Source organism: Clostridium puniceum, from assembly GCF_002006345.1.
Classification (GTDB): Bacteria; Bacillota; Clostridia; order Clostridiales; family Clostridiaceae; genus Clostridium; species Clostridium puniceum.
Window position 1 is genome coordinate 102189 of sequence record NZ_LZZM01000212.1, and the last position, 18086, is coordinate 120274.

Sequence of the window (18086 nt, forward strand, 5' to 3'; positions counted from 1 at the left end):
TGTTATCAAGTTATAATGTGCCTGTATTAAGGCTAAATTAACGTAGATTGGTACTACCTTATCTATTAAATGTTGAGGTAATAATATTTTTTTATTTAGAAAGTGAGGATTTTTTATGTTATTACTATCCCAAACGATGATTCAACAATTTTTTTCATTGCAAGATAGTATAAGTGCAGTTAAAGATGCCTTTGAACTTTTTTCAATGAATAAAGTTCAAGTCCCTCTCCGAACACATATTGTGGAAGAAAGAGGAAATGGAACTTTTTTGTGTATGCCTTCCTACTGTGCAGATGAAAATGTTGCTTGCGTAAAAGTATTAAGTGTGTTTCCGGCAAATATCCAAAAGGGACTTCCATCTATTGATGCTCAAATTCTGATCATGAATGCGGAAACAGGTGTTATTGAGGGAATCCTTGATGGTAGCTATATAACCAAATTGAGAACAGGTGCAGCTTCTGGTGCAGCATTGGATATTCTTGCAAAGAAAGAATGTAAAAAGGGAGCTTTGATTGGAACAGGAGGACAGGCTCCGACCCAACTAGAAGCCATGATTGTTGCAAGAAAACTAGAAGAAATACATGTTGTGGGTATTGACTATGAACGTACGAAAGCGTTCGCACAGCAAATGAAAACACAATTTGACCATTATGGTACGAAAATTATTGCTGTTTCTGATGCCAATATTGCTGTTGAAGATGCTGATGTCATTATAACTGTAACGCCTTCCACTAAGCCTGTCTTTGATGAAAAGAAAATTAAATCGGGTGCAACTATATGCGGTATTGGTTCCTATCAACCGCACATGCAAGAATTGCCACCGTCTTTGCTGGCGAGAGCTTCTAAAATTTATTTTGATTCACAAGAAGCAGTATTATCTGAATCTGGTGATATTATAATTCCGCTAAATAACGGCACAATTACCAAGAATAAGTTTACTGGAGAATTGGGCGAGGTCATTTGCAATAAAATAGTGGGGCGGGAAAATGATAAAGAAATCATCATATTTAAGTCTGTTGGAATTTCGGCCCAAGATTTAGTGACAGCAAAACATATCTTTGATAAAGGAAAAATCAAAGGATATGGATTGTTATGGGAATGAGTTTTTAATAATATCTTCATAAAATTGAGGTGTAATATGAGTTTGTATAAAAATAGAATTGTTATCAAAGTAGGAACTTCCACTTTGACAAACGAAACAGGTCAAAATGACTTGCGCTCCTTTGACCGACTTGTCTGTGCATTATCCGATATTCATAACATGGGTTATGAAATTGTTTTAGTATCTTCTGGAGCGATTGCTGTGGGTGCAAACAAGCTCCAAATGAAAACACGGCCTACAACTCTACGTTTGAAACAGGCTTCCGCAGCAGTTGGACAATCCCGTATTATGTTCTTGTATGATAAATTTTTCAATGATTATGACAAGACCACAGCCCAAATCCTGCTCAATGCTGAGGACATGGAAATTGAGGAAAAGAAGGAAAATCTGACAAACACGTTTGACACTTTGCTTGAAATGGGCATTATCCCGGTTGTTAATGAAAATGATTCGGTTAGCTATACCGAAATTGAGTCAGAAGATAAAATATTTGGTGATAATGATATGCTTTCTGCTGTTGTCGCCATATTATGTAGAGCTCAAAAACTTGTTATTCTATCAGATATTGATGGCTTTTATGATAGTGATCCTCGGCTTCACGCTAACGCAAAGTTAATAGAACAAATTAATACAATAGGCGAGGACGTGCTATCCTTAGCCGGAGGTGCTGGCTCTCGGCGTGGTACAGGTGGTATGAAAACGAAACTGCAAGCGGCAAAGCTGGCAACTGCACAGGGGATTGACACTATCATTACAAACGGTAAAAATCCTTCCGCTTTGTATGAAATCGTCAAAGGCAGAAGTGTTGGGACACTTTTTATCGGCAATAAATCAGACTTTTAATTATTTTACTCTATTTTAGAGGGGGTTGCTTTAGGAACCTGTTTTAGAGTATATATCGAATTTAATGTAGTTTATTCTTTTTCGGGCAAACATGAATTAGATTTAATTGCTTCGCTATATCAAAATTGCTCGCTATTATGAGTTATAAGTACACCCCCTTTTTTCTCTTAAATATTTGTTGAATAAGATCATTGGTCACTTCGTACTAATTTGGACCGAAGTGACGTGATTTGGGGCCAATTGCCTTTTTGTGGAACACTTAAGTAATCGTATTTTTTCTGTCTAAAGGATTATTTTCATTGTTCTTCTTATGGCATCTTATCATATTTATTTTCTTGAACATCAATTAACGCCAATTTATAGTTTATTCTTTCTAATGCCTTCATTAAGCATGATATTTGCTTCTCCACTTCGAATTTTTGCTGTGTTAGCATTACTTTTCTTTGTTGTAACGTTTTGCTCCCTTGATTGTAAAGTTCCAAATATTGCTTAATTTCTAATAAAGGCAAATTGGTTGAACGCAAGGCTTGCACCATTTCAATCCAAATGATATGATCATCATCAAACATGCGTACCCCGTTCACATCTCGTTGGACATTAGGCAATATTCCCTTTTTCTCATAAAAACGCAATGTATATGGAGATATGCCTGTTTTCTCCGAAACTTCTTTAATTGTATATTTCATAATATATCACTTTCCTTATAATATCTAGTGTACTTGCTTGTACACTGATTGATTTTATTTATTTTATACATAGACTACATATAAACAATGTAGTCTATAATTTAACTAATTCATTAAATATAATTTTGCTCGAAGAACTTCTAATTGTTCCTTGAGTTTTCTATTTTCTTCTTGTAATTCTTTAATCTTTTTATCCTTAGCCATTATGATAATATCTTTCGATTTATCAGTTTTATCATATTTAAGTCTCTGTTTTATAACTTTTTCAATTTGCTTATCTCTCAACTCTTCAATTCTTAGCTTGATTTCAGAATTGTTATATAGAAAAGTCTTAGATACACCACTTAAGTTAGATACACTATTAAAGTTAATTTTCTGTTCGCCAAGCGATAACTCTCGGATGGCTTTATCTACTTTTTCTAATGTGATTTTAGTTTTGTTTTGAGCAAATTCCTTTAATCCTTTTGTACTTCCAGCCATCTTAAGCGTCCTCCCTAGACTTGCCATTTTTATGAATCAACTTGTGCTCTTTAACTCTTATCAATGTATCTTCTAATAGTTTTAAATAAGTTTTATTCTTTTCAGCCCAAAGTTCTCTACCACATCTTTCACTAATGTCAATTTGCTTTTTAACATATTCATATCTAATTAGATTTTCACCAGCATCAGAGCTTAAATCAATCTTTTCAAGATCGTTAGTTTTAGTATCAACTTTAAATAACTCTAAATCCTCAGTGTTTTTCCATTTTTCATAAGGTATATTTTCCGTTACAGTTGCATAATGAACTGTCATTTGAAGACTTCTATGACCTAAAATTTGCTGTATAATACTAATTCCCATACCTTGCCCTAGTGTGACGTAGTGAATGTGGTTTAAAATGATATAACTCACCATTGACATCTCTAATATCCTTTTGTTCTATTAATCTTTTAATTGTGTATAATAAAGTTGCTTTCGCTAACCGTTTCCCTTTTAATTTTCCTTCATAAGTATTAAACAAATACTTGTTAGGATTATTTTCATTAGTGCTTAATTCTTTAGCTTTATTAATGGCTTTTTGAACCATCTCAGCAACTTCATCTCTTATGGGTATTTTAAGTTGTGCTATCTCTGTTTTAGTTATCTCACCACAAAGATAATAATTATATTGTTTCTCTTTACTATTCCATATTTGTTCAAGACAATTATGATGTCTAAGATTTAGAATATCAGTTCCACGCCACCCCGTTTCACGAAGTAGAATATAAATAGGTATGAACTGTGGTCTATCTAATTCCATAATATTATTATCTAACTGTTTTAAAATAGGTTCTGGAACAAATTTAGCTTTTTTAACTTCATCTTTATTTAATTCTCTTTTAGGAATATCATCTTGAAATATTAAAAATGAAATTTCTTTTTAGGGGCTTTATCATATTGAGCCATTTGTATATATTCTAAAAATGTTCTCATATAAGATATAAACTTACTTTTATAGGTAGCATTTTTAGATTTATGGTCATTGTTTACCCAATATAAGTAATTCTCAATATCTTGTCTTGATAGATTTTCAATAAATCCATCTGTGTATCCATTTAAATAAAACTTATCAAAAAAGTAATTTAAATCATTTAATATCTGAACACAATGATTCCAACTCTTTTTAGTAATTATGGTTTTAAAATATCTTTTTACAGTATCTCTATAATAAATAAGTATACTAAGTGTAAAATCTAATCTACCATTTGAACGATTTGTTACTCCACTTGCAGGGATTTTAGCACCTTTAATGTTCTTTGAATACCATATACTTTTTTCAGTTTCTTCCCTATCATCATAAAAATCTTTGATAAATGTTATAAACTGAGTTATGGATGATATATAACAAGACTTTCCACTTGGTGATTCTAATGTTTCATTAGAACAGATACAATTTAATAAATAAAGTTTCCATTTATCTAAGAACTTCTGCGTCACGACTTCATTAAATGATTTTACTTGATAATGTTTATCTAAAAAACTCCCTAATGGATTAATTCTCTAAGAATAATCTAATATAGTTTCTTTTTTTAGTAGTTTATTCTTTATTGAATATAAAATAAAGAATTTCATCTCATTCTGTAAAGACTTATTGCAAATATAAGAATAATTTATATATCTTGAATTATAAATCTTTTTTCCTATAAAGAACTCTTTAGTTAAATCCCACTTATCATTCTCTAACCAATATCCATTATCTTGCTTTAAATATTCAATTATCTCCTGATACTTGCTTTGTTGACTACTTTTAACCTCTTGTATCTTCACCTTATTCATCTCCTTCGCTATAAATATCTAAATTTAGATTAGGCTGAGTTTTATTAAACTCTTCCGTTATTTCTTTATCCGAAGGATGAATATAAGTTTGCATAGTAGTGTAAATATTTTTATGACCAGCTCTTACTCTTAATAATTCGGGTTCCCATCCAGCCATTCTAAGAATAGTTAGTGAGCTATGCCTAAACATATGTGGCGTAACATGTATTTCAGTTTTCTTTTTTAATGTTCTAAATAAATTATCAACATCAATATAGTTCATTGGTTTATATTGATTATCACCACTTATTTTTATAAATACATGATTAGTTTCAACTTCTTCAGTATGATATTCAGCTATATATTCCATAAACATATCAGCTAAATTCTGTGATATATCTATTCTTCTTGGACTTGAAACCGTCTTTATTTCAGCATTGTTTTCAAGTTCACCTCTGTCTTTAAGGTCAATTATCATATCGCTAATATCAAAATCCTCAATCAATAATGACAAGGCTTCGCCGATGCGTATGCCGGTTTCATATAACAATGAAAGTAAGAACTTATCTCTGAAATTATTACAAGTATTTATAAGTATTGTTATTTCTTCTTTAGTTAAAGTTTTAGGTTTGGATTTAGGAACTTTAAGCTTTAATATATTACTTGTAACCTTCTTTTGTTCATAGCTATTCCATACAAGAAACCTTTAAAATTTCTACTAGGAGCAGATACAAACTTTTTAAGCCTATCTGAAATTGAAATATTATTGCTATATTCCTCATGTCTTAAAATATAGTTATAAAATGCTAAAACTGTATTTACTACAATATTTATAGTTCTTGGGCTTCTTGCTGAATTTACTTTATTAGTAGGTATTACTTTCAAACTCTTATAAGGATTTTGTAACCAATTCACAAACAAAGCTAAATCATCTATTGTTACCTCTTGAAAATCTAATTCCCTTTGCTCTAAATATTCAAAATATAACTTCAAATGTTGGCAATACATTCTTAAAGTATTTCTTGCGAAGTTAGTATTATCTTTAAACCTTATAAACTTTAATATTGGTTCAATAGGCACCCCCTCATCATCAGCTACAAAATATCTCTCTTTATCATCTTCTGTTCTTACCTTAACTACTTCCATCTTTCTATATCCATTCCTATAGTCTTTTTAATCTAACCATAGGTTTTACTATAACAACTTAAATTATTCTAACTATTTTTATAGTAATTAAAGTTATATTCATATATAAAAGTAGTACATAAAATACTATAAGTATTATTTAGTTATCTAAACTATATTTCTTTTTGACTTTATTAGAGTTACTCTAAGCATATTATATAACCATACCTATGTGAAATCAATCAATATCGTGATTAATGATAATGTGCAAGACTAAATTACATATATCTAAAAATGTAAGAGTATGGTCAGGTAATGAATCCAATCATGTTTTAAAATCATATTTAAAAAATATCATAAAAGATCTTGACTTAGAGTTACTATAATATTGTAGACTAGAATAGTACCAAAAAAAGGAGGGATTTCAATGTCAAAAACAGTTTTAATCACCGGATGTTCCACAGGATTGGGGAATGTTACAGCCAAAAAATTCGCTAATGAGGGATGGAATGTAGTAGCCACAATGCGTGACCCAGATGAGAGCATAGCAATAGAAAATCCAGAACGAATTTTCGTAACGCAACTAGACGTTACAAATCCACATAGCATTGAGATGGCAATAGAGGCAGGCATCGCCAGTTTTGGTCAGATAGACGCAGTTGTGAATAATGCGGGAGGTGGATTTGGTTCTATATTTGAATCGACACCTATGGATGTTATTCGAAGCAATTTCGAAACCAATGTCTTCGGAGTTATAAACGTCCTCAAAGCAATTATTCCGTATTTTCGTAAAATAGGAGGCGGAACTATTGTGAATATAAGTTCTAGTGCCGGTTTTGCGGCACCACCGTTTCGACCGGTATATACTGCAACGAAACATGCAGTTGAAGGACTGTCAGAATCTCTGTCATATGAGCTTGAATCACAAAATATCTCTATTAAGCTTGTAGAACCTGGGTTCATGCCAACTACGAACTTCATGACAAGCGAAACTGCAACAAAGGAGATTTCTATTCCGCCTTCATACAAGTCTTATTTTGATACATTGATGCAGACCATGACTGCTTCGCCTGGCGAGTTTTCTGATGTCAACAAAGTTGCCGAACAGGTTTATTACGCAGCCTGTGATGAATCTAACAGGCTGCGCTATCCCGCAGGCCCTGACTCGGAGGCATTGGCTAAATTAAGATGGTCCTCGTCAGAAGAAACATACTTGCATACTGTGCGGGAGATAATGGGACAAACAGCATGGCAAAATAGCGCAAAAAACAAATAAGCAATACCAAAAACCAGACTCAAAATGCATTTTTATCCTGGTTTTTGGTAAATGCTAAGAGCACATCACCTTGATAGCAGTCAGTTCATAACAGCTTTATAGTAGACTGTTAAAATAATAAAACTTTTTGTTTTTTCATCTGTCTACTTGACAGGGTGCAGTTCAAATCCAATAGCCGTAAAACAAAATAAATATCCTAAGGATGCTTAGTGCTACTAACACTAGGCATTTCTTATTTATATTATATCAAATCTTCTAAAGAATAAAAATATTTCTTATTTGTAAATTATAATTTTGATCAATACAATTGCTAAGTTTTGAATATAGCCATATTATATGAATAATTAGGACTTTAATTTTATAAAATATTCCTTCCTAGCTCTATCCTTCAACAACCTTTTCTTATAGTAAGTAGTGTTTATACATTCAAAATAATCCATTTAATATTGAATTATTTGTGCTGTAAATATAGTAAACACTTGCTTTTGCTTCTTAAAATTTATCTCAAGATACTCCACCTCTATCATTTCATATTTCTTTGTTTTTCTAAAGCCAATTAAAGATATACAACTCTCTTCTGCTTCATAAAGCTTTTCCTTCTTTTATTAATTGCCATTCGACCTTTTTATTGATTAATGATGTAACACTTTTGAGAAGATTCAATTAAATCTTTTTCAGTATAATTAATTTTAGATATATAATTTTCTACACTTATTTCTAATATATTTATATTACTTGATAGCTGTTTGACAGTAAACCAATCATCTTGTAATATCAAGCGTTTAATTAAAGCAAAACGCTTGTCTCTCACTATTACATCTCACCATTTTTATTAGATTTATTCAAAATAATTATTGAACATAATACAGATAAAATCCCAATAACACTATATATAGTGATATTTTCTTTAAAAACTAAAGCGCCTACTAATGTAGCAACTATTGGCTCTATTGATGCAATTATTGATACATTACTTGCTTCCATCATGCTTAATGCATTAGAATAAAGAAAATAAGGTATCGCATTACATAGCAATGCTGAAATTAAAACAATTAAACAAGCATCTGTATTATTTATAAAGATAGGCAATAATTGATCAATTCTGCAACTGCTGCCTCCTACCACGGAGGCAAATACAAATGTGTAAAATAAAATTGTTATTGATGTATATTTTTTTAGTAAGACCCTAGTGAGTACGCTATACATTGCATATCCAGTCGCTGCACCCATTCCCCAAAGAAAAGCCTCCACTGAAACTGATGTACTACCTTTTGATGTATTAGCTGATACAAGTGCACATCCTAATACAGAGAAAATAACTGCCATGCATTTTCGTTTTGTAAGTATTTCACCAAAAACAGAAATAGAAATTAATGTAACTATTATTGGCGATGTATACAGTAGCACTGCTGCAACTGACATAGAAGATTGTTTAATTGCTATTGCATAACTTACATTAAAAAACAGAACACATAGTACACCAGTTACAAAAAACCATTTTAAATCCTTCCATTGTATTACATACTTCTTTTTATCTTTTAATCCAATGTATACGCCGATTATTACAGTAGAAATCATAAATCTCATAACTGTGAGTTGTATTGAAGTAAGTCCATAAGATGTAAGTATGTTTACAAACAGGCCAATAGTTCCCCATAAGCTTGCTGCAATTAATGTATAGACTGTTGCTAGTTTTTTTTCCATAAACATTTCACTCCAATTATAATTTAATCTATAGTCACTTGCAAAATTTAGCAAGCATTGATTTGTCTAATTTTTTAAATAATAATGTAAATATTTCATATAACAACTAATGTTAACTGACCATTTTCTTATTTCTGTTCTAAGGTAATAATATTAAGCTTTTCAATAAAAAAGTGCATGATTGCATTTCTAAAAAATACACCATAACACTTTTTATTGTTGATAACCTAATTATCTTAATATTTTATAATTAAAGAATTTCTCCATTTGATCCTGTAACTTTCTTATACCATTCGAAGCTATCTTTTTTGAATCTCTTTCTCGATCCATTTCCGAAGTCATCAATATCAACATAGATAAATCCGTAACGTTTGCTCATCTCCGAAGAAGAACAACTTACAATATCAATTGGCCCCCAAGGGTAATATCCTATAACTTCTACTCCATCATGAATTGCTTCTTTTATTTGTTCAATATGAGCCTTATAATAAGCTATGCGATATGGATCATGAACTTTGTTATCTTCTGTTAATTCATCATATGATCCTGAGCCATTTTCAGTAATCATTATTGGTTTCTGATATCTTTCATAATAAACATTTAATAAATATCTTAATCCTACAGGATCAAATGACCATCCCCAATCATTTTGTTCAAGATTTGTATTTTTGGTGAATCGTTTGTAATCTGCCTTATACACTTCTTCATTAACCATAACTGTGTAGTAATATGAGAATGTTAAGAAGTCAGCTGTATTCTTTAAATCTTCTTCATCTGTATCTTCAAATACAATGTTTATACTTTCATCTTCAAAGAATCTGAATGCATATGCTGGATAATATCCTCTCATCAATACATCTGAGAAAAATAAATGCATTTGATTATATTTCATTGTTGTTATTTGATCTATTGGCTTAGCAGTTTCACTATATGCATAGTTTCCTAATAACATCATTCCGATTTGAAAATCAGGATTTATTTGTTTTGCTATCTTAGTTGCTCTACCACATCCTACCAATTCATTGTGAATGCCTTGCCATTTAGATTCATTTAGATTATCAACTTTATCACAAGGGATTCCTAAATGGTTAAAAGACTCATGGTAGATTAAATTTATTTGATTTACTAAAATCCAATATTTCACTTTATCTTTGTAACGTTCAAAAATTGTTTCGCAGTAATGTGTAAAAAAGTCAATCATCTTACGATTATACCATCCATAATATTCAGTCGATAAATGTAATGGCATTTCATAATGTGATACTGTTACTAATGGCTCTAATCCCAATGATAACATTTCATCAAAAAGATTTTCATAAAATTGTAATCCTTTTTCATTTGGTATTTCTTCATCTCCATTTGGGAAAATTCTTGACCAACTAATTGAAATTCTTAATGAATTAATACCTAGCTCTGATAATAATTTCAAATCTTCTTTATAAGTGTGATAGAAGTCAATCCCATGTCTTTTAGGATAATAATTAATTTTATCTTCTAGTGCTTTCTTAATATCTTCAGATGATACTTCTTTATTTGATTTTTTCTTAATATCTTCATTAGGATTGTATGGATAAATATCTTGCACACACATTCCTCTTCCATCTTCTAAATATGCTCCTTCACATTGATTAGCTGCAAGTGCTCCACCCCAAAAGAAACTTTTGGGAAAAGTAGTAGGATTTTTTTTCATATTTATTCCTTCTTTCTTGTTATTTCAATTTATACTCTTAGTTTATACTTGACATTTAATTTCCCAGCAATATATAACTGAACTCTCACACTATAATAACGTTTAAAATATAAAACTTACTATTATTTATTAACAAATAAAGACAACATCATTAATTATCAAGATAATTATTTTGAGTCTAGAAATTTAAGTTTAACCCCATATATATTAGCTGTAATAAAATTTCTACATAAGTTAAATATATATTTTAATTACCCTTAATAATAAATATTTAATTTGTATGAATTATCGTTACTACAACTTATATAAATTTTTTTCATGAATACTCTAGATAGTTTCTCTATGAAAGCCCTCTTGATATTGCCTATTCAAAATTATGTAATTATTTTTCTAAAGCTGAGATTCTAGCTTCATAACTTTCAAAAATTTTAACTAATTGCTTAGCTATATTTATTTCACTGTAAATAGTCATTAAGGTATCTTGAGCGTGAGCAAACAATAATGAATACTCTGATTTCTTTCCACCTGTTTCCCCTTGAATTGCATCTGTTTGTACCTTATGTGCAATTGTTATCTTTGCTTGTGCGTCCTTAAGTTTTTCGTTTGCTAAACTTATATTAGCCTCTGCAATTGCATCAAGAGCTTGTTTACAATCTACTCTTGCATCCCCTGCATTTAAAATAATTTGCATTGCTGATTGTACATTTTCTTCATTCATATATCTTACATCTCCTTACGTTATAATTATAATTTAATTGTTTTTTACTTCTAATTGCTCTTCAGATAAACATTGTTTTTCATAGATTTTAAAGAATGGATACCATATCACTCCACTTATAACTGCTAGAATTACTACTAAAATAATATTTGTTATAGTTCCACTAGATGCAAGCCATGTAGAAATTGGATATGGACAATACCATAATTGGAATGCTATGTCTGGTATCTTAGCAAATGGAATTATTTTTGTAAAAATAAATGCAATAGCAGGAATTATCAAACCGTTTATAATCATTGGAATCATAAGTATTGGATTCCAAACAATTGCTCCAAACACAATTGGTTCGTTGATATTAAAAACAGATGGTATAATGCCAGCTCGCCCTAAAGCTTTCAATTTAGTTGATTTTGAACAACAAAGTAAAATTACTAATATTAATGTGGAACCAACTCCACCAATTCTAATATGACCATAAACAAATGAGAAAGTAAACATATTAGTAGCTGCTCCTGCCATATTAGCCGTGATAGCAGCTAATTTGATTGGTGTAACAATAGGTGTTAACACCCAAGCAGAAATACCCATTGAATATAATGCTACTGTAATAAGCTCTATTAACACAAATCCCCATAATGTTTCTGATATATATTGTAATGGTGAGAATATATATAATACCGTGTTATAGAAATCAAATCCAATAATATTAACAACTATCCAACCACTAATTATAATAGTAGCCACAGGCAGCATTTGATCAAACCATGCTTTAACAAAATCCGGTATAACTGAATCTTCTTTAAAGAATGAGAATTTTCCAAATGTTCTAAGAATTAATCCTGTAATAAAGCTAGTAGCAATAGCTATAAACATTCCTCCTGCCCCAAATGCGCTATGAGTAAACCCAATTGCTTTATCGGCAGTTAATTGTGGACTAATAACTATTGCAAACAAAATTATTCCACTAACCCCGGCAACAATTCTTGATTGTCTTAATTTACTTTTTTCCATTAAATTAAATGGTATTAAAAATGCTATCATTAATGAGATTAAACCCATACACCATCCATTTAATGTTCCGAATGCTGGCCACCACTCAAATTTAAAAGCTGTTTTAGGCAATGTTAGCATTGAGAATATAGACCCTAAGAATATTAATGGCATTACTTGATTAATAGAATCTTTCAAAGTTACAATCCAAATATTATTATTAATTTTGTTCATCTTTGGTGAAAGACTCGTTTCCATCCAATTTAATAATTTTTTCATTGCTTTCCCTCCAAATCTATCTATTTATTTCAGTGTTTCAAATAAATGATCAATCGCCTTTTCTCCATCCAATGTTGAATAATAATCTGATTTCATTAAAATTACTTTAACATCATGACCATTAATATATTCATCAATGTCATCTAATATATAAGCAAGATGTGGTCCAACCATTAATACATCAATTTCATCAATATAATTTTCAATTTCAGACTCACTTCTTGCTTTAATTTCCAGTTTCAATCCTTTGTTCGTTGCTGCTTTTCTCATATTTGCAGCCATAAACCCCGAACTTGCACCAGAGCCACATACTAATAATACTTTTAATTCTTTCATTTAGCTTTCCTCCACTCTCTTGTTTTGTAGTACACTTTAATTATCTACAACTGAGCAATAGATTTCCACCAAACTTTTTCACAAACTAGGTGCAAATAATTATTTACCCCGAGTCGGTGCAATCTTTTAGTAGAATTGTAATTCTATATTAAGTATAATAATTTAGGGATTAAGTATAATAATTTAAGGAGGTAATGATATGTTGAATCGAAAATATGAAAATCTAATTAAAATCCTTTTAGATGAAGATGATAATATTAGTGCTGCTAAATTAGCATCAAATATGAATATTTCTGTAAGAAGTGTAAAAACATACGTTCGCGATATCAATGAATTACATCCGTCATGTATTTATTCTGATGCTTCTGGATACTTTATTGATAAAAAACTAGCAAGTGAATTACTGAATAAAGAAACTACAACCGTTCCTCAAACTAGTAGAGAGCGTGTTGTCTATATTATAAATAAATTGATAAAAGAACCTCTAGATGCATATTATCTTAGTGAAATTTTATGTGTTAGTTTATCTACTTTAAAAACCGATGTTACAAAGGCACGAAAAATGATTGAGAAGTATGATCTAATACTTCAAAACAAAAATGATATATTGTCAATTGATGGACTTGAAACTAACAAACGAAAGTTGGTGAGTTCAATTCTCTACAAAGAAAGTAATGTTAATTTCGTAAACCTTTATGCTATCCAAAACAATTTTAAAGATATTGATATATTCTTTATTAAAGATGTTCTTATAGATGTATTTAACAAGAACTCTTATTTTATTAATGATTACTCTTTAACAAATTTAGTTTTACATATTACTATTGCTATTGATCGTATCAAGAATAATAATACTACTATATCTAGTGAATCTACTCCTAGTATTGCTCAACATGAATTCAAACTTTCAAGGGAAATATGTAAGCGATTAGAAAATTATTTTGATATCTTGTATAGTGATAGTGAAGTAATCGAATTAGCAATTTTATTAATGTCAAGAACTACTTTCTTAAACTATCAAAATATCAATGAGAATAATATTTATGATTATATAGATAATGATGTTATGAATTTAGTAAATAAACTTGTTGTATCTATACATTCTTTTTATTATATTAATTTGAGCGAGTCTGAATTTCTTATCAGATTTGCTTTACATATTAAGAATTTACTTATTAGGTCTAAAAATTCTCGTTTTTCTAAAAATCCATTAGTACAAGAAATAAAGTTAGGGTGCCCTCTAATTTACGATGCTGCGGTTTTCATTTCAGGAATCATCAAAGAAGAAGTTGGAATTACAATTAATGATGATGAAATCGCTTATATCGCTTTGCATATAGGAAGTACTATTGAAGCACAAAAAGAGTTACAGAATAGGATAACTGTTTTGCTTTGTTGTCCTAATTATTATGACATTAGCATAAAATTGGTTAATTCAATAAATAGTCATTTTTCAAATCAGTTATTAATTAAAAATATTGTCAATAATTTAGAAGAAGTTGAAGAATACTATGCAGATTTAATTATATCTACCATTCCATCAAACACCACTTATCCTAGTGAATTTATTCAAGTTAATATGTTCTTACAACAATCAGACATTTATGCTATTGAAAATAAGATAAAATCTATTAAACTTGACAGAGAAAAGAATGAATTTAGAATTAATTTACAAAAAATTTTATCAGAAGAATTATTTGAAATAGATCTTCCATATTATAACCAGTCTGATATTATTGATTATACGTCACACAAATTACATAATATGGGATATGTGGATGAGAATTTTAAGAATAGGGTATGGGAAAGAGAAAAAATGTCATCTACTGCATATGGTAATTTTGCTATTCCTCATGCTATGAAAATGGAAGCAAAAAAGACAGGTATTTATATAATAATTTCCAAAAAACCTATTAAATGGGGAGGAAAGTATGTTCAAATAGTTCTCACAATGTGCTTTAACGCTACTGAACGTTATATCTTTAATCAAGTATTCGAGCCAATAACTCGTATTCTTACTACTCCAGAAAATATAACTCTATTGTCTCACTGTAAAGATTATAAAGAGTTCATTGATGCAATGGTATCTTGCCTATAAATTCAAGTAAATTGTGAATAATATTTTAAATACTAGTAAATATTTTCTTAGTCAGAGCCATCCATAAAATGAAGTTGTAAGATAGAAGTAGACATGGGTATAACCACTCATTGTCTACTTTTTGAATATTAACAGATGGAAATGCTGTTTTAATAGCTTCAGGTATCCCCTTTAAGCCGCCCATACATGCAATAAGAATTTCTTTTACACCTCTATTTTTGAGATCAGTACATATGCTCTGTATTAAGGGAATTGGTATAGCAAGTGTTATGATGCCTGTTGTTACATGGAGCATGAAGTATTTGAATTATAAATATACTACAGATGGTACTGCAATAATGAATTGTCTTCGTAACATTGCAGGGGCTTTAGGTTCTGCAGTTTTTGTTGCAGTTATGTCTTTTTTATCTGCTTCTTCAGAAAATGCAGGAATAACTCCAAATGTTGCAGGTATTAGATTTACTTTTTTGTGGATGACAATCTTATCCCTTGTGCAACTTGCAATTTCAACATTTTTAATAAGTAATTATAATAGTGCAAATTTACATGAATAATTTTACAGTTGAATAACCAAACAAATTCTTAAGCTATTTCTAATAACTCAAAAATTTTATCTATGGGCGTTCCGCTTGTGGCAACTTTATAAATTTGAATATGTACTTCCTTCATGAACATGTCCACATAGCAATCAATTATAATCACTCTGCATAAATGAATTAATCACTTTGTTTTAAAACTCTATAAACCAATCTAAAGGATGATGAATTATGCCAATATTAAAAGTACTATCTTTTAGAAATTTTCTTGAATTGCTAATTTGTCTTTCACCTAAGCATATCCGATTTTATCAAGTTTACTATCATAACACCTCCAAGAAGAATTAAAACAAGTAACTCCAATCATATTTTCACCTAGCTCAAGCATAAAATTAGACTGATAATTTGTTATGTTACTTAGGATATGCGAATCACTATAAAATTCTTTTTCAAAATTCTTAAAATCTAATACTCTTTTACAACCATTGTCTTTTGCTGAATCTATATGCCTATTTACTTCTTCTATTGATTTAAGCTTAGCCATCAATCCAAGTTCCTCAATTTCTTCATCAGCATTCCTATCAATATCATGATTACCTGAAGCAAAAAAATTCACTACACTCATAACCTTTCCGCATTGTAACTTAATTAAAATTCGATTAAGTTCTATGCACTAAAAAAGTAGAATGCTTGTTTTCAAGCACCATATCTTTATTATAATTTAAAATTTACAAAATTACTTTGTTTTTACATAATTATCTTAATAATATTTATAAACATAAAAACAAGACATAGAGTAAATACAATATTTTTATATAACTCTATGTCTTATCACTTTATACATAATTTATTTTTAAACAAACTTTATTGTTTATTACAATGTAAGCGTCAAAGAATCGACGCGTAGCGGTATTATAATTTAAGTGATAAAATAAACCCAACAGAAAAACGTATATTCTCTGTTGGGTACAATTTTATATAGAGATAATTATTTGGTAGTCTTAATGCGCAGTTCATCTGGAATGTTTTCGGCCCACGGCATACATTTTTCTAATATATCACGTTCTTTAAATTCTGCATTTGCAAGCATTTCAAACAAATATACTAAATACTTTTCTACTGCTAAGCCATTGGCTTTAGCCGTTTCAATAACACTATAAAGAAGTGCACTTGACTCTGCACCTTTTGCTGTCTTGGAAAACATCCAATTTTTTCTGCCAATTACAAATGGCTTTATAGCTCTTTCGGCTGTATTATTATCAATTTCAAGACATCCATTTGTCAAGAAAGTTCTCATATACGGCAACAACTTTTGAGCATATGCAAGAGCTTTACCTAAAGGACTTTTAGGAAGAGCATTAACAATTTCATTATCTACATATTCTTGAAATTTCTTAAGAATAGGTGCAGATCTCTTGAGCCTTATTCTATGTCGATCAGCATAATAATCATCACTACCTATGTATTGTTCCCTTAGTTCTTTTTCAATTTCATAAAGTTGCTCACAATAATTAAACCCTTCTAATGCATGTGATTGCTTTAAAGCTTCAGGGCTTAAGGGTGATATTATTTCAAAGAATTTTCTTCGAATATGAGCCATACAATATAGTCTTTTTATGTTTTTGACTTTATTATATCCATCATATCCATCCGTTTGAAGATAGCCTGAGAATCCTTTAAGAAATTCTTCAGCACAAGAGCCAGATCTTGTTTTCTGATAATCATATATAATTACTGGATTTTCAATGCCTCCGGAGCGATATAGCCACATAAATCTTTTTGAATTAGAATCTTTTCCGTTTTCTTCAATAACCTTGACATATGTTTCATCGGCATGAATATAATTTCTTTTTAGGAGTTCCTCTTTCATATAATCCAAAGCAGGCTGAAGTTCATTTGCACAACTTATTATCCAGTTAGATAATGTCTGTCTTGAAAGATTAACATCCATCATCTTAAAATATGATTCCATTCTATATAACGGCATTGCATATTGATATTTCATACTCACAACATGAGCTAATAATTCATTTGAAGCCATGCTTTTATATAAGAAAGTATTTGGCATTTTTGCAGAAATTATATTGGCTTTATCAGCATCCGCTTCGCAATTTTTGCAAGCATATGTATATGAAATATGTTCTTCTATGTAAAGTTCTGCTGGCTTATATTTTAAAATTTCTTTTGATTTTTTGCCTATTACCACTAAATTATTTCCACATATATCACAAACTGCTTCAGATTTATCAAGTTTATGTTCAATTGTAACTCTATCTAGGCCGGTTAAATTATCTTTTTTTCCTAAATGAGAAGACGATTTTTTTCTTGTATATGTAATTTCTTCGATGGTAGGCTCATCTATTTTAAGATCACTGTTTTTTTCAGCATCATTAAAAAGTGAGAGCTGTCTTGAATCAACCTGTTCACT

19 protein-coding genes and 3 pseudogenes are annotated in these 18086 nt (G+C 30.1%); 5 read left to right on the plus strand and 17 right to left on the minus strand.

Annotated features, from left to right (window positions below):
• The first annotated feature begins 115 nt into the window (after nt 1-115).
• Together CLPUN_RS22075 and proB are read left to right on the plus strand one after the other, a co-directional pair.
• Complete coding sequence (locus tag CLPUN_RS22075) at nt 116-1102, plus strand: ornithine cyclodeaminase family protein (protein WP_077849383.1); 987 nt, start codon at nt 116-118, stop codon at nt 1100-1102.
• Nucleotides 1103-1138: 36 nt separating this feature from the next.
• Nucleotides 1139-1945: a glutamate 5-kinase gene (gene proB / locus CLPUN_RS22080; protein ID WP_077849384.1), complete on the plus strand. Its 807-nt coding sequence runs from the start codon at nt 1139-1141 to the stop codon at nt 1943-1945.
• 308 nt (nt 1946-2253) lie between these two features.
• Here proB and CLPUN_RS22085 read toward each other — a convergent pair whose 3' ends face one another.
• The 7 genes and pseudogenes from CLPUN_RS22085 to CLPUN_RS22100 form a co-directional block, all read right to left on the minus strand.
• A complete protein-coding gene (locus CLPUN_RS22085; RefSeq protein WP_077849385.1) occupies nt 2254-2631 on the minus strand; it encodes a MerR family transcriptional regulator in 378 nt (125 codons plus the stop codon).
• A 105-nt stretch (nt 2632-2736) separates the two neighbouring features.
• The gene (locus tag CLPUN_RS22090; RefSeq protein WP_077849386.1) at nt 2737-3111 is read right to left on the minus strand and encodes a DUF6262 family protein; all 375 of its coding nucleotides are present in this window, start codon (nt 3109-3111) and stop codon (nt 2737-2739) included.
• A gap of 1 nt (nt 3112) precedes the next feature.
• Entirely contained in the window at nt 3113-3472 is a 360-nt protein-coding gene (locus CLPUN_RS29455) for a hypothetical protein (protein WP_341426359.1), read from the minus strand.
• Complete coding sequence (locus CLPUN_RS29460; protein ID WP_341426362.1) at nt 3462-3911, minus strand: tyrosine-type recombinase/integrase; 450 nt, start codon at nt 3909-3911, stop codon at nt 3462-3464. The genes CLPUN_RS29455 and CLPUN_RS29460 overlap by 11 nt, the downstream gene beginning before the upstream one ends.
• Before the next feature lie 101 nt (nt 3912-4012).
• On the minus strand, nt 4013-4588 hold the full coding sequence (locus tag CLPUN_RS29465; RefSeq protein ID WP_341426364.1) for a hypothetical protein: 576 nt from the start codon (nt 4586-4588) through the stop codon (nt 4013-4015).
• Nucleotides 4589-4651: 63 nt separating this feature from the next.
• Complete coding sequence (locus CLPUN_RS29470; protein WP_341426366.1) at nt 4652-4918, minus strand: hypothetical protein; 267 nt, start codon at nt 4916-4918, stop codon at nt 4652-4654.
• A 1-nt stretch (nt 4919) separates the two neighbouring features.
• Nucleotides 4920-6052, minus strand: a pseudogene (locus tag CLPUN_RS22100) (tyrosine-type recombinase/integrase).
• Between the two features lie 406 nt (nt 6053-6458).
• Between CLPUN_RS22100 and CLPUN_RS22105 the strand changes: the two are divergent.
• Nucleotides 6459-7307, plus strand: a complete 849-nt coding sequence (locus CLPUN_RS22105) for an SDR family oxidoreductase (protein ID WP_077849387.1) — start codon at nt 6459-6461, stop codon at nt 7305-7307.
• A gap of 440 nt (nt 7308-7747) precedes the next feature.
• Here CLPUN_RS22105 and CLPUN_RS29475 read toward each other — a convergent pair.
• The 7 genes and pseudogenes from CLPUN_RS29475 to CLPUN_RS22140 form a co-directional block, all read right to left on the minus strand.
• Nucleotides 7748-7909 (minus strand): annotated as a pseudogene (locus CLPUN_RS29475) (peptide deformylase); the annotation flags it as partial.
• A gap of 23 nt (nt 7910-7932) precedes the next feature.
• Complete coding sequence (locus tag CLPUN_RS22115; protein WP_077849388.1) at nt 7933-8118, minus strand: hypothetical protein; 186 nt, start codon at nt 8116-8118, stop codon at nt 7933-7935.
• A 2-nt stretch (nt 8119-8120) separates the two neighbouring features.
• Complete coding sequence (locus CLPUN_RS22120; RefSeq protein ID WP_158078823.1) at nt 8121-9011, minus strand: DMT family transporter; 891 nt, start codon at nt 9009-9011, stop codon at nt 8121-8123.
• A gap of 250 nt (nt 9012-9261) precedes the next feature.
• A complete protein-coding gene (locus CLPUN_RS22125; RefSeq protein WP_077849390.1) occupies nt 9262-10701 on the minus strand; it encodes a glycoside hydrolase family 1 protein in 1440 nt (479 codons plus the stop codon).
• A 382-nt stretch (nt 10702-11083) separates the two neighbouring features.
• Nucleotides 11084-11419, minus strand: coding sequence for a PTS lactose/cellobiose transporter subunit IIA (locus tag CLPUN_RS22130; protein WP_077849391.1), 336 nt, complete (start codon nt 11417-11419; stop codon nt 11084-11086).
• A gap of 33 nt (nt 11420-11452) precedes the next feature.
• Nucleotides 11453-12688: a PTS sugar transporter subunit IIC gene (locus CLPUN_RS22135; protein WP_077849392.1), complete on the minus strand. Its 1236-nt coding sequence runs from the start codon at nt 12686-12688 to the stop codon at nt 11453-11455.
• Between the two features lie 24 nt (nt 12689-12712).
• Nucleotides 12713-13024, minus strand: a complete 312-nt coding sequence (locus CLPUN_RS22140; protein WP_077849393.1) for a PTS sugar transporter subunit IIB — start codon at nt 13022-13024, stop codon at nt 12713-12715.
• 199 nt (nt 13025-13223) lie between these two features.
• Between CLPUN_RS22140 and CLPUN_RS22145 the strand changes: the two genes are divergently transcribed.
• Nucleotides 13224-15122: a BglG family transcription antiterminator gene (locus tag CLPUN_RS22145; protein ID WP_077849394.1), complete on the plus strand. Its 1899-nt coding sequence runs from the start codon at nt 13224-13226 to the stop codon at nt 15120-15122.
• A gap of 121 nt (nt 15123-15243) precedes the next feature.
• Here the strand turns inward: CLPUN_RS22145 and CLPUN_RS27290 are convergent.
• A pseudogene (locus CLPUN_RS27290) lies at nt 15244-15360 on the minus strand (transposase); the annotation flags it as partial.
• Here CLPUN_RS27290 and CLPUN_RS22155 point away from each other — a divergent pair.
• Nucleotides 15341-15676 (plus strand): MFS transporter, encoded by a 336-nt coding sequence (locus tag CLPUN_RS22155; RefSeq protein WP_207652753.1) that lies wholly within the window; start codon nt 15341-15343, stop codon nt 15674-15676. The pseudogene CLPUN_RS27290 and the gene CLPUN_RS22155 overlap by 20 nt on opposite strands.
• Before the next feature lie 274 nt (nt 15677-15950).
• On the opposite strand, the gene CLPUN_RS22160 is transcribed toward CLPUN_RS22155, so the two are convergent.
• A complete protein-coding gene (locus CLPUN_RS22160; RefSeq protein ID WP_077849397.1) occupies nt 15951-16283 on the minus strand; it encodes a hypothetical protein in 333 nt (110 codons plus the stop codon).
• Between the two features lie 363 nt (nt 16284-16646).
• The coding region (tnpC, locus tag CLPUN_RS22165) for an IS66 family transposase (RefSeq protein WP_077849398.1) at nt 16647-18086 on the minus strand (1440 nt) is incomplete at its 5' end.

Coding starts and splice junctions, on each gene's coding strand:
- CLPUN_RS22075 (WP_077849383.1), top strand. CDS start 116: ATGTTATTACTATCCCAAACGATGATTCAACAATTTTTTTCATTGCAA.
- proB (WP_077849384.1), top strand. CDS start 1,139: ATGAGTTTGTATAAAAATAGAATTGTTATCAAAGTAGGAACTTCCACT.
- CLPUN_RS22085 (WP_077849385.1), bottom strand. CDS start 2,631: ATGAAATATACAATTAAAGAAGTTTCGGAGAAAACAGGCATATCTCCA.
- CLPUN_RS22090 (WP_077849386.1), bottom strand. CDS start 3,111: ATGGCTGGAAGTACAAAAGGATTAAAGGAATTTGCTCAAAACAAAACT.
- CLPUN_RS29455 (WP_341426359.1), bottom strand. CDS start 3,472: ATGGGAATTAGTATTATACAGCAAATTTTAGGTCATAGAAGTCTTCAA.
- CLPUN_RS29460 (WP_341426362.1), bottom strand. CDS start 3,911: ATGGAATTAGATAGACCACAGTTCATACCTATTTATATTCTACTTCGT.
- CLPUN_RS22105 (WP_077849387.1), top strand. CDS start 6,459: ATGTCAAAAACAGTTTTAATCACCGGATGTTCCACAGGATTGGGGAAT.
- CLPUN_RS22120 (WP_158078823.1), bottom strand. CDS start 9,011: ATGGAAAAAAAACTAGCAACAGTCTATACATTAATTGCAGCAAGCTTA.
- CLPUN_RS22125 (WP_077849390.1), bottom strand. CDS start 10,701: ATGAAAAAAAATCCTACTACTTTTCCCAAAAGTTTCTTTTGGGGTGGA.
- CLPUN_RS22130 (WP_077849391.1), bottom strand. CDS start 11,419: ATGAATGAAGAAAATGTACAATCAGCAATGCAAATTATTTTAAATGCA.
- CLPUN_RS22135 (WP_077849392.1), bottom strand. CDS start 12,688: ATGAAAAAATTATTAAATTGGATGGAAACGAGTCTTTCACCAAAGATG.
- CLPUN_RS22140 (WP_077849393.1), bottom strand. CDS start 13,024: ATGAAAGAATTAAAAGTATTATTAGTATGTGGCTCTGGTGCAAGTTCG.
- CLPUN_RS22145 (WP_077849394.1), top strand. CDS start 13,224: ATGTTGAATCGAAAATATGAAAATCTAATTAAAATCCTTTTAGATGAA.
- CLPUN_RS22160 (WP_077849397.1), bottom strand. CDS start 16,283: ATGAGTGTAGTGAATTTTTTTGCTTCAGGTAATCATGATATTGATAGG.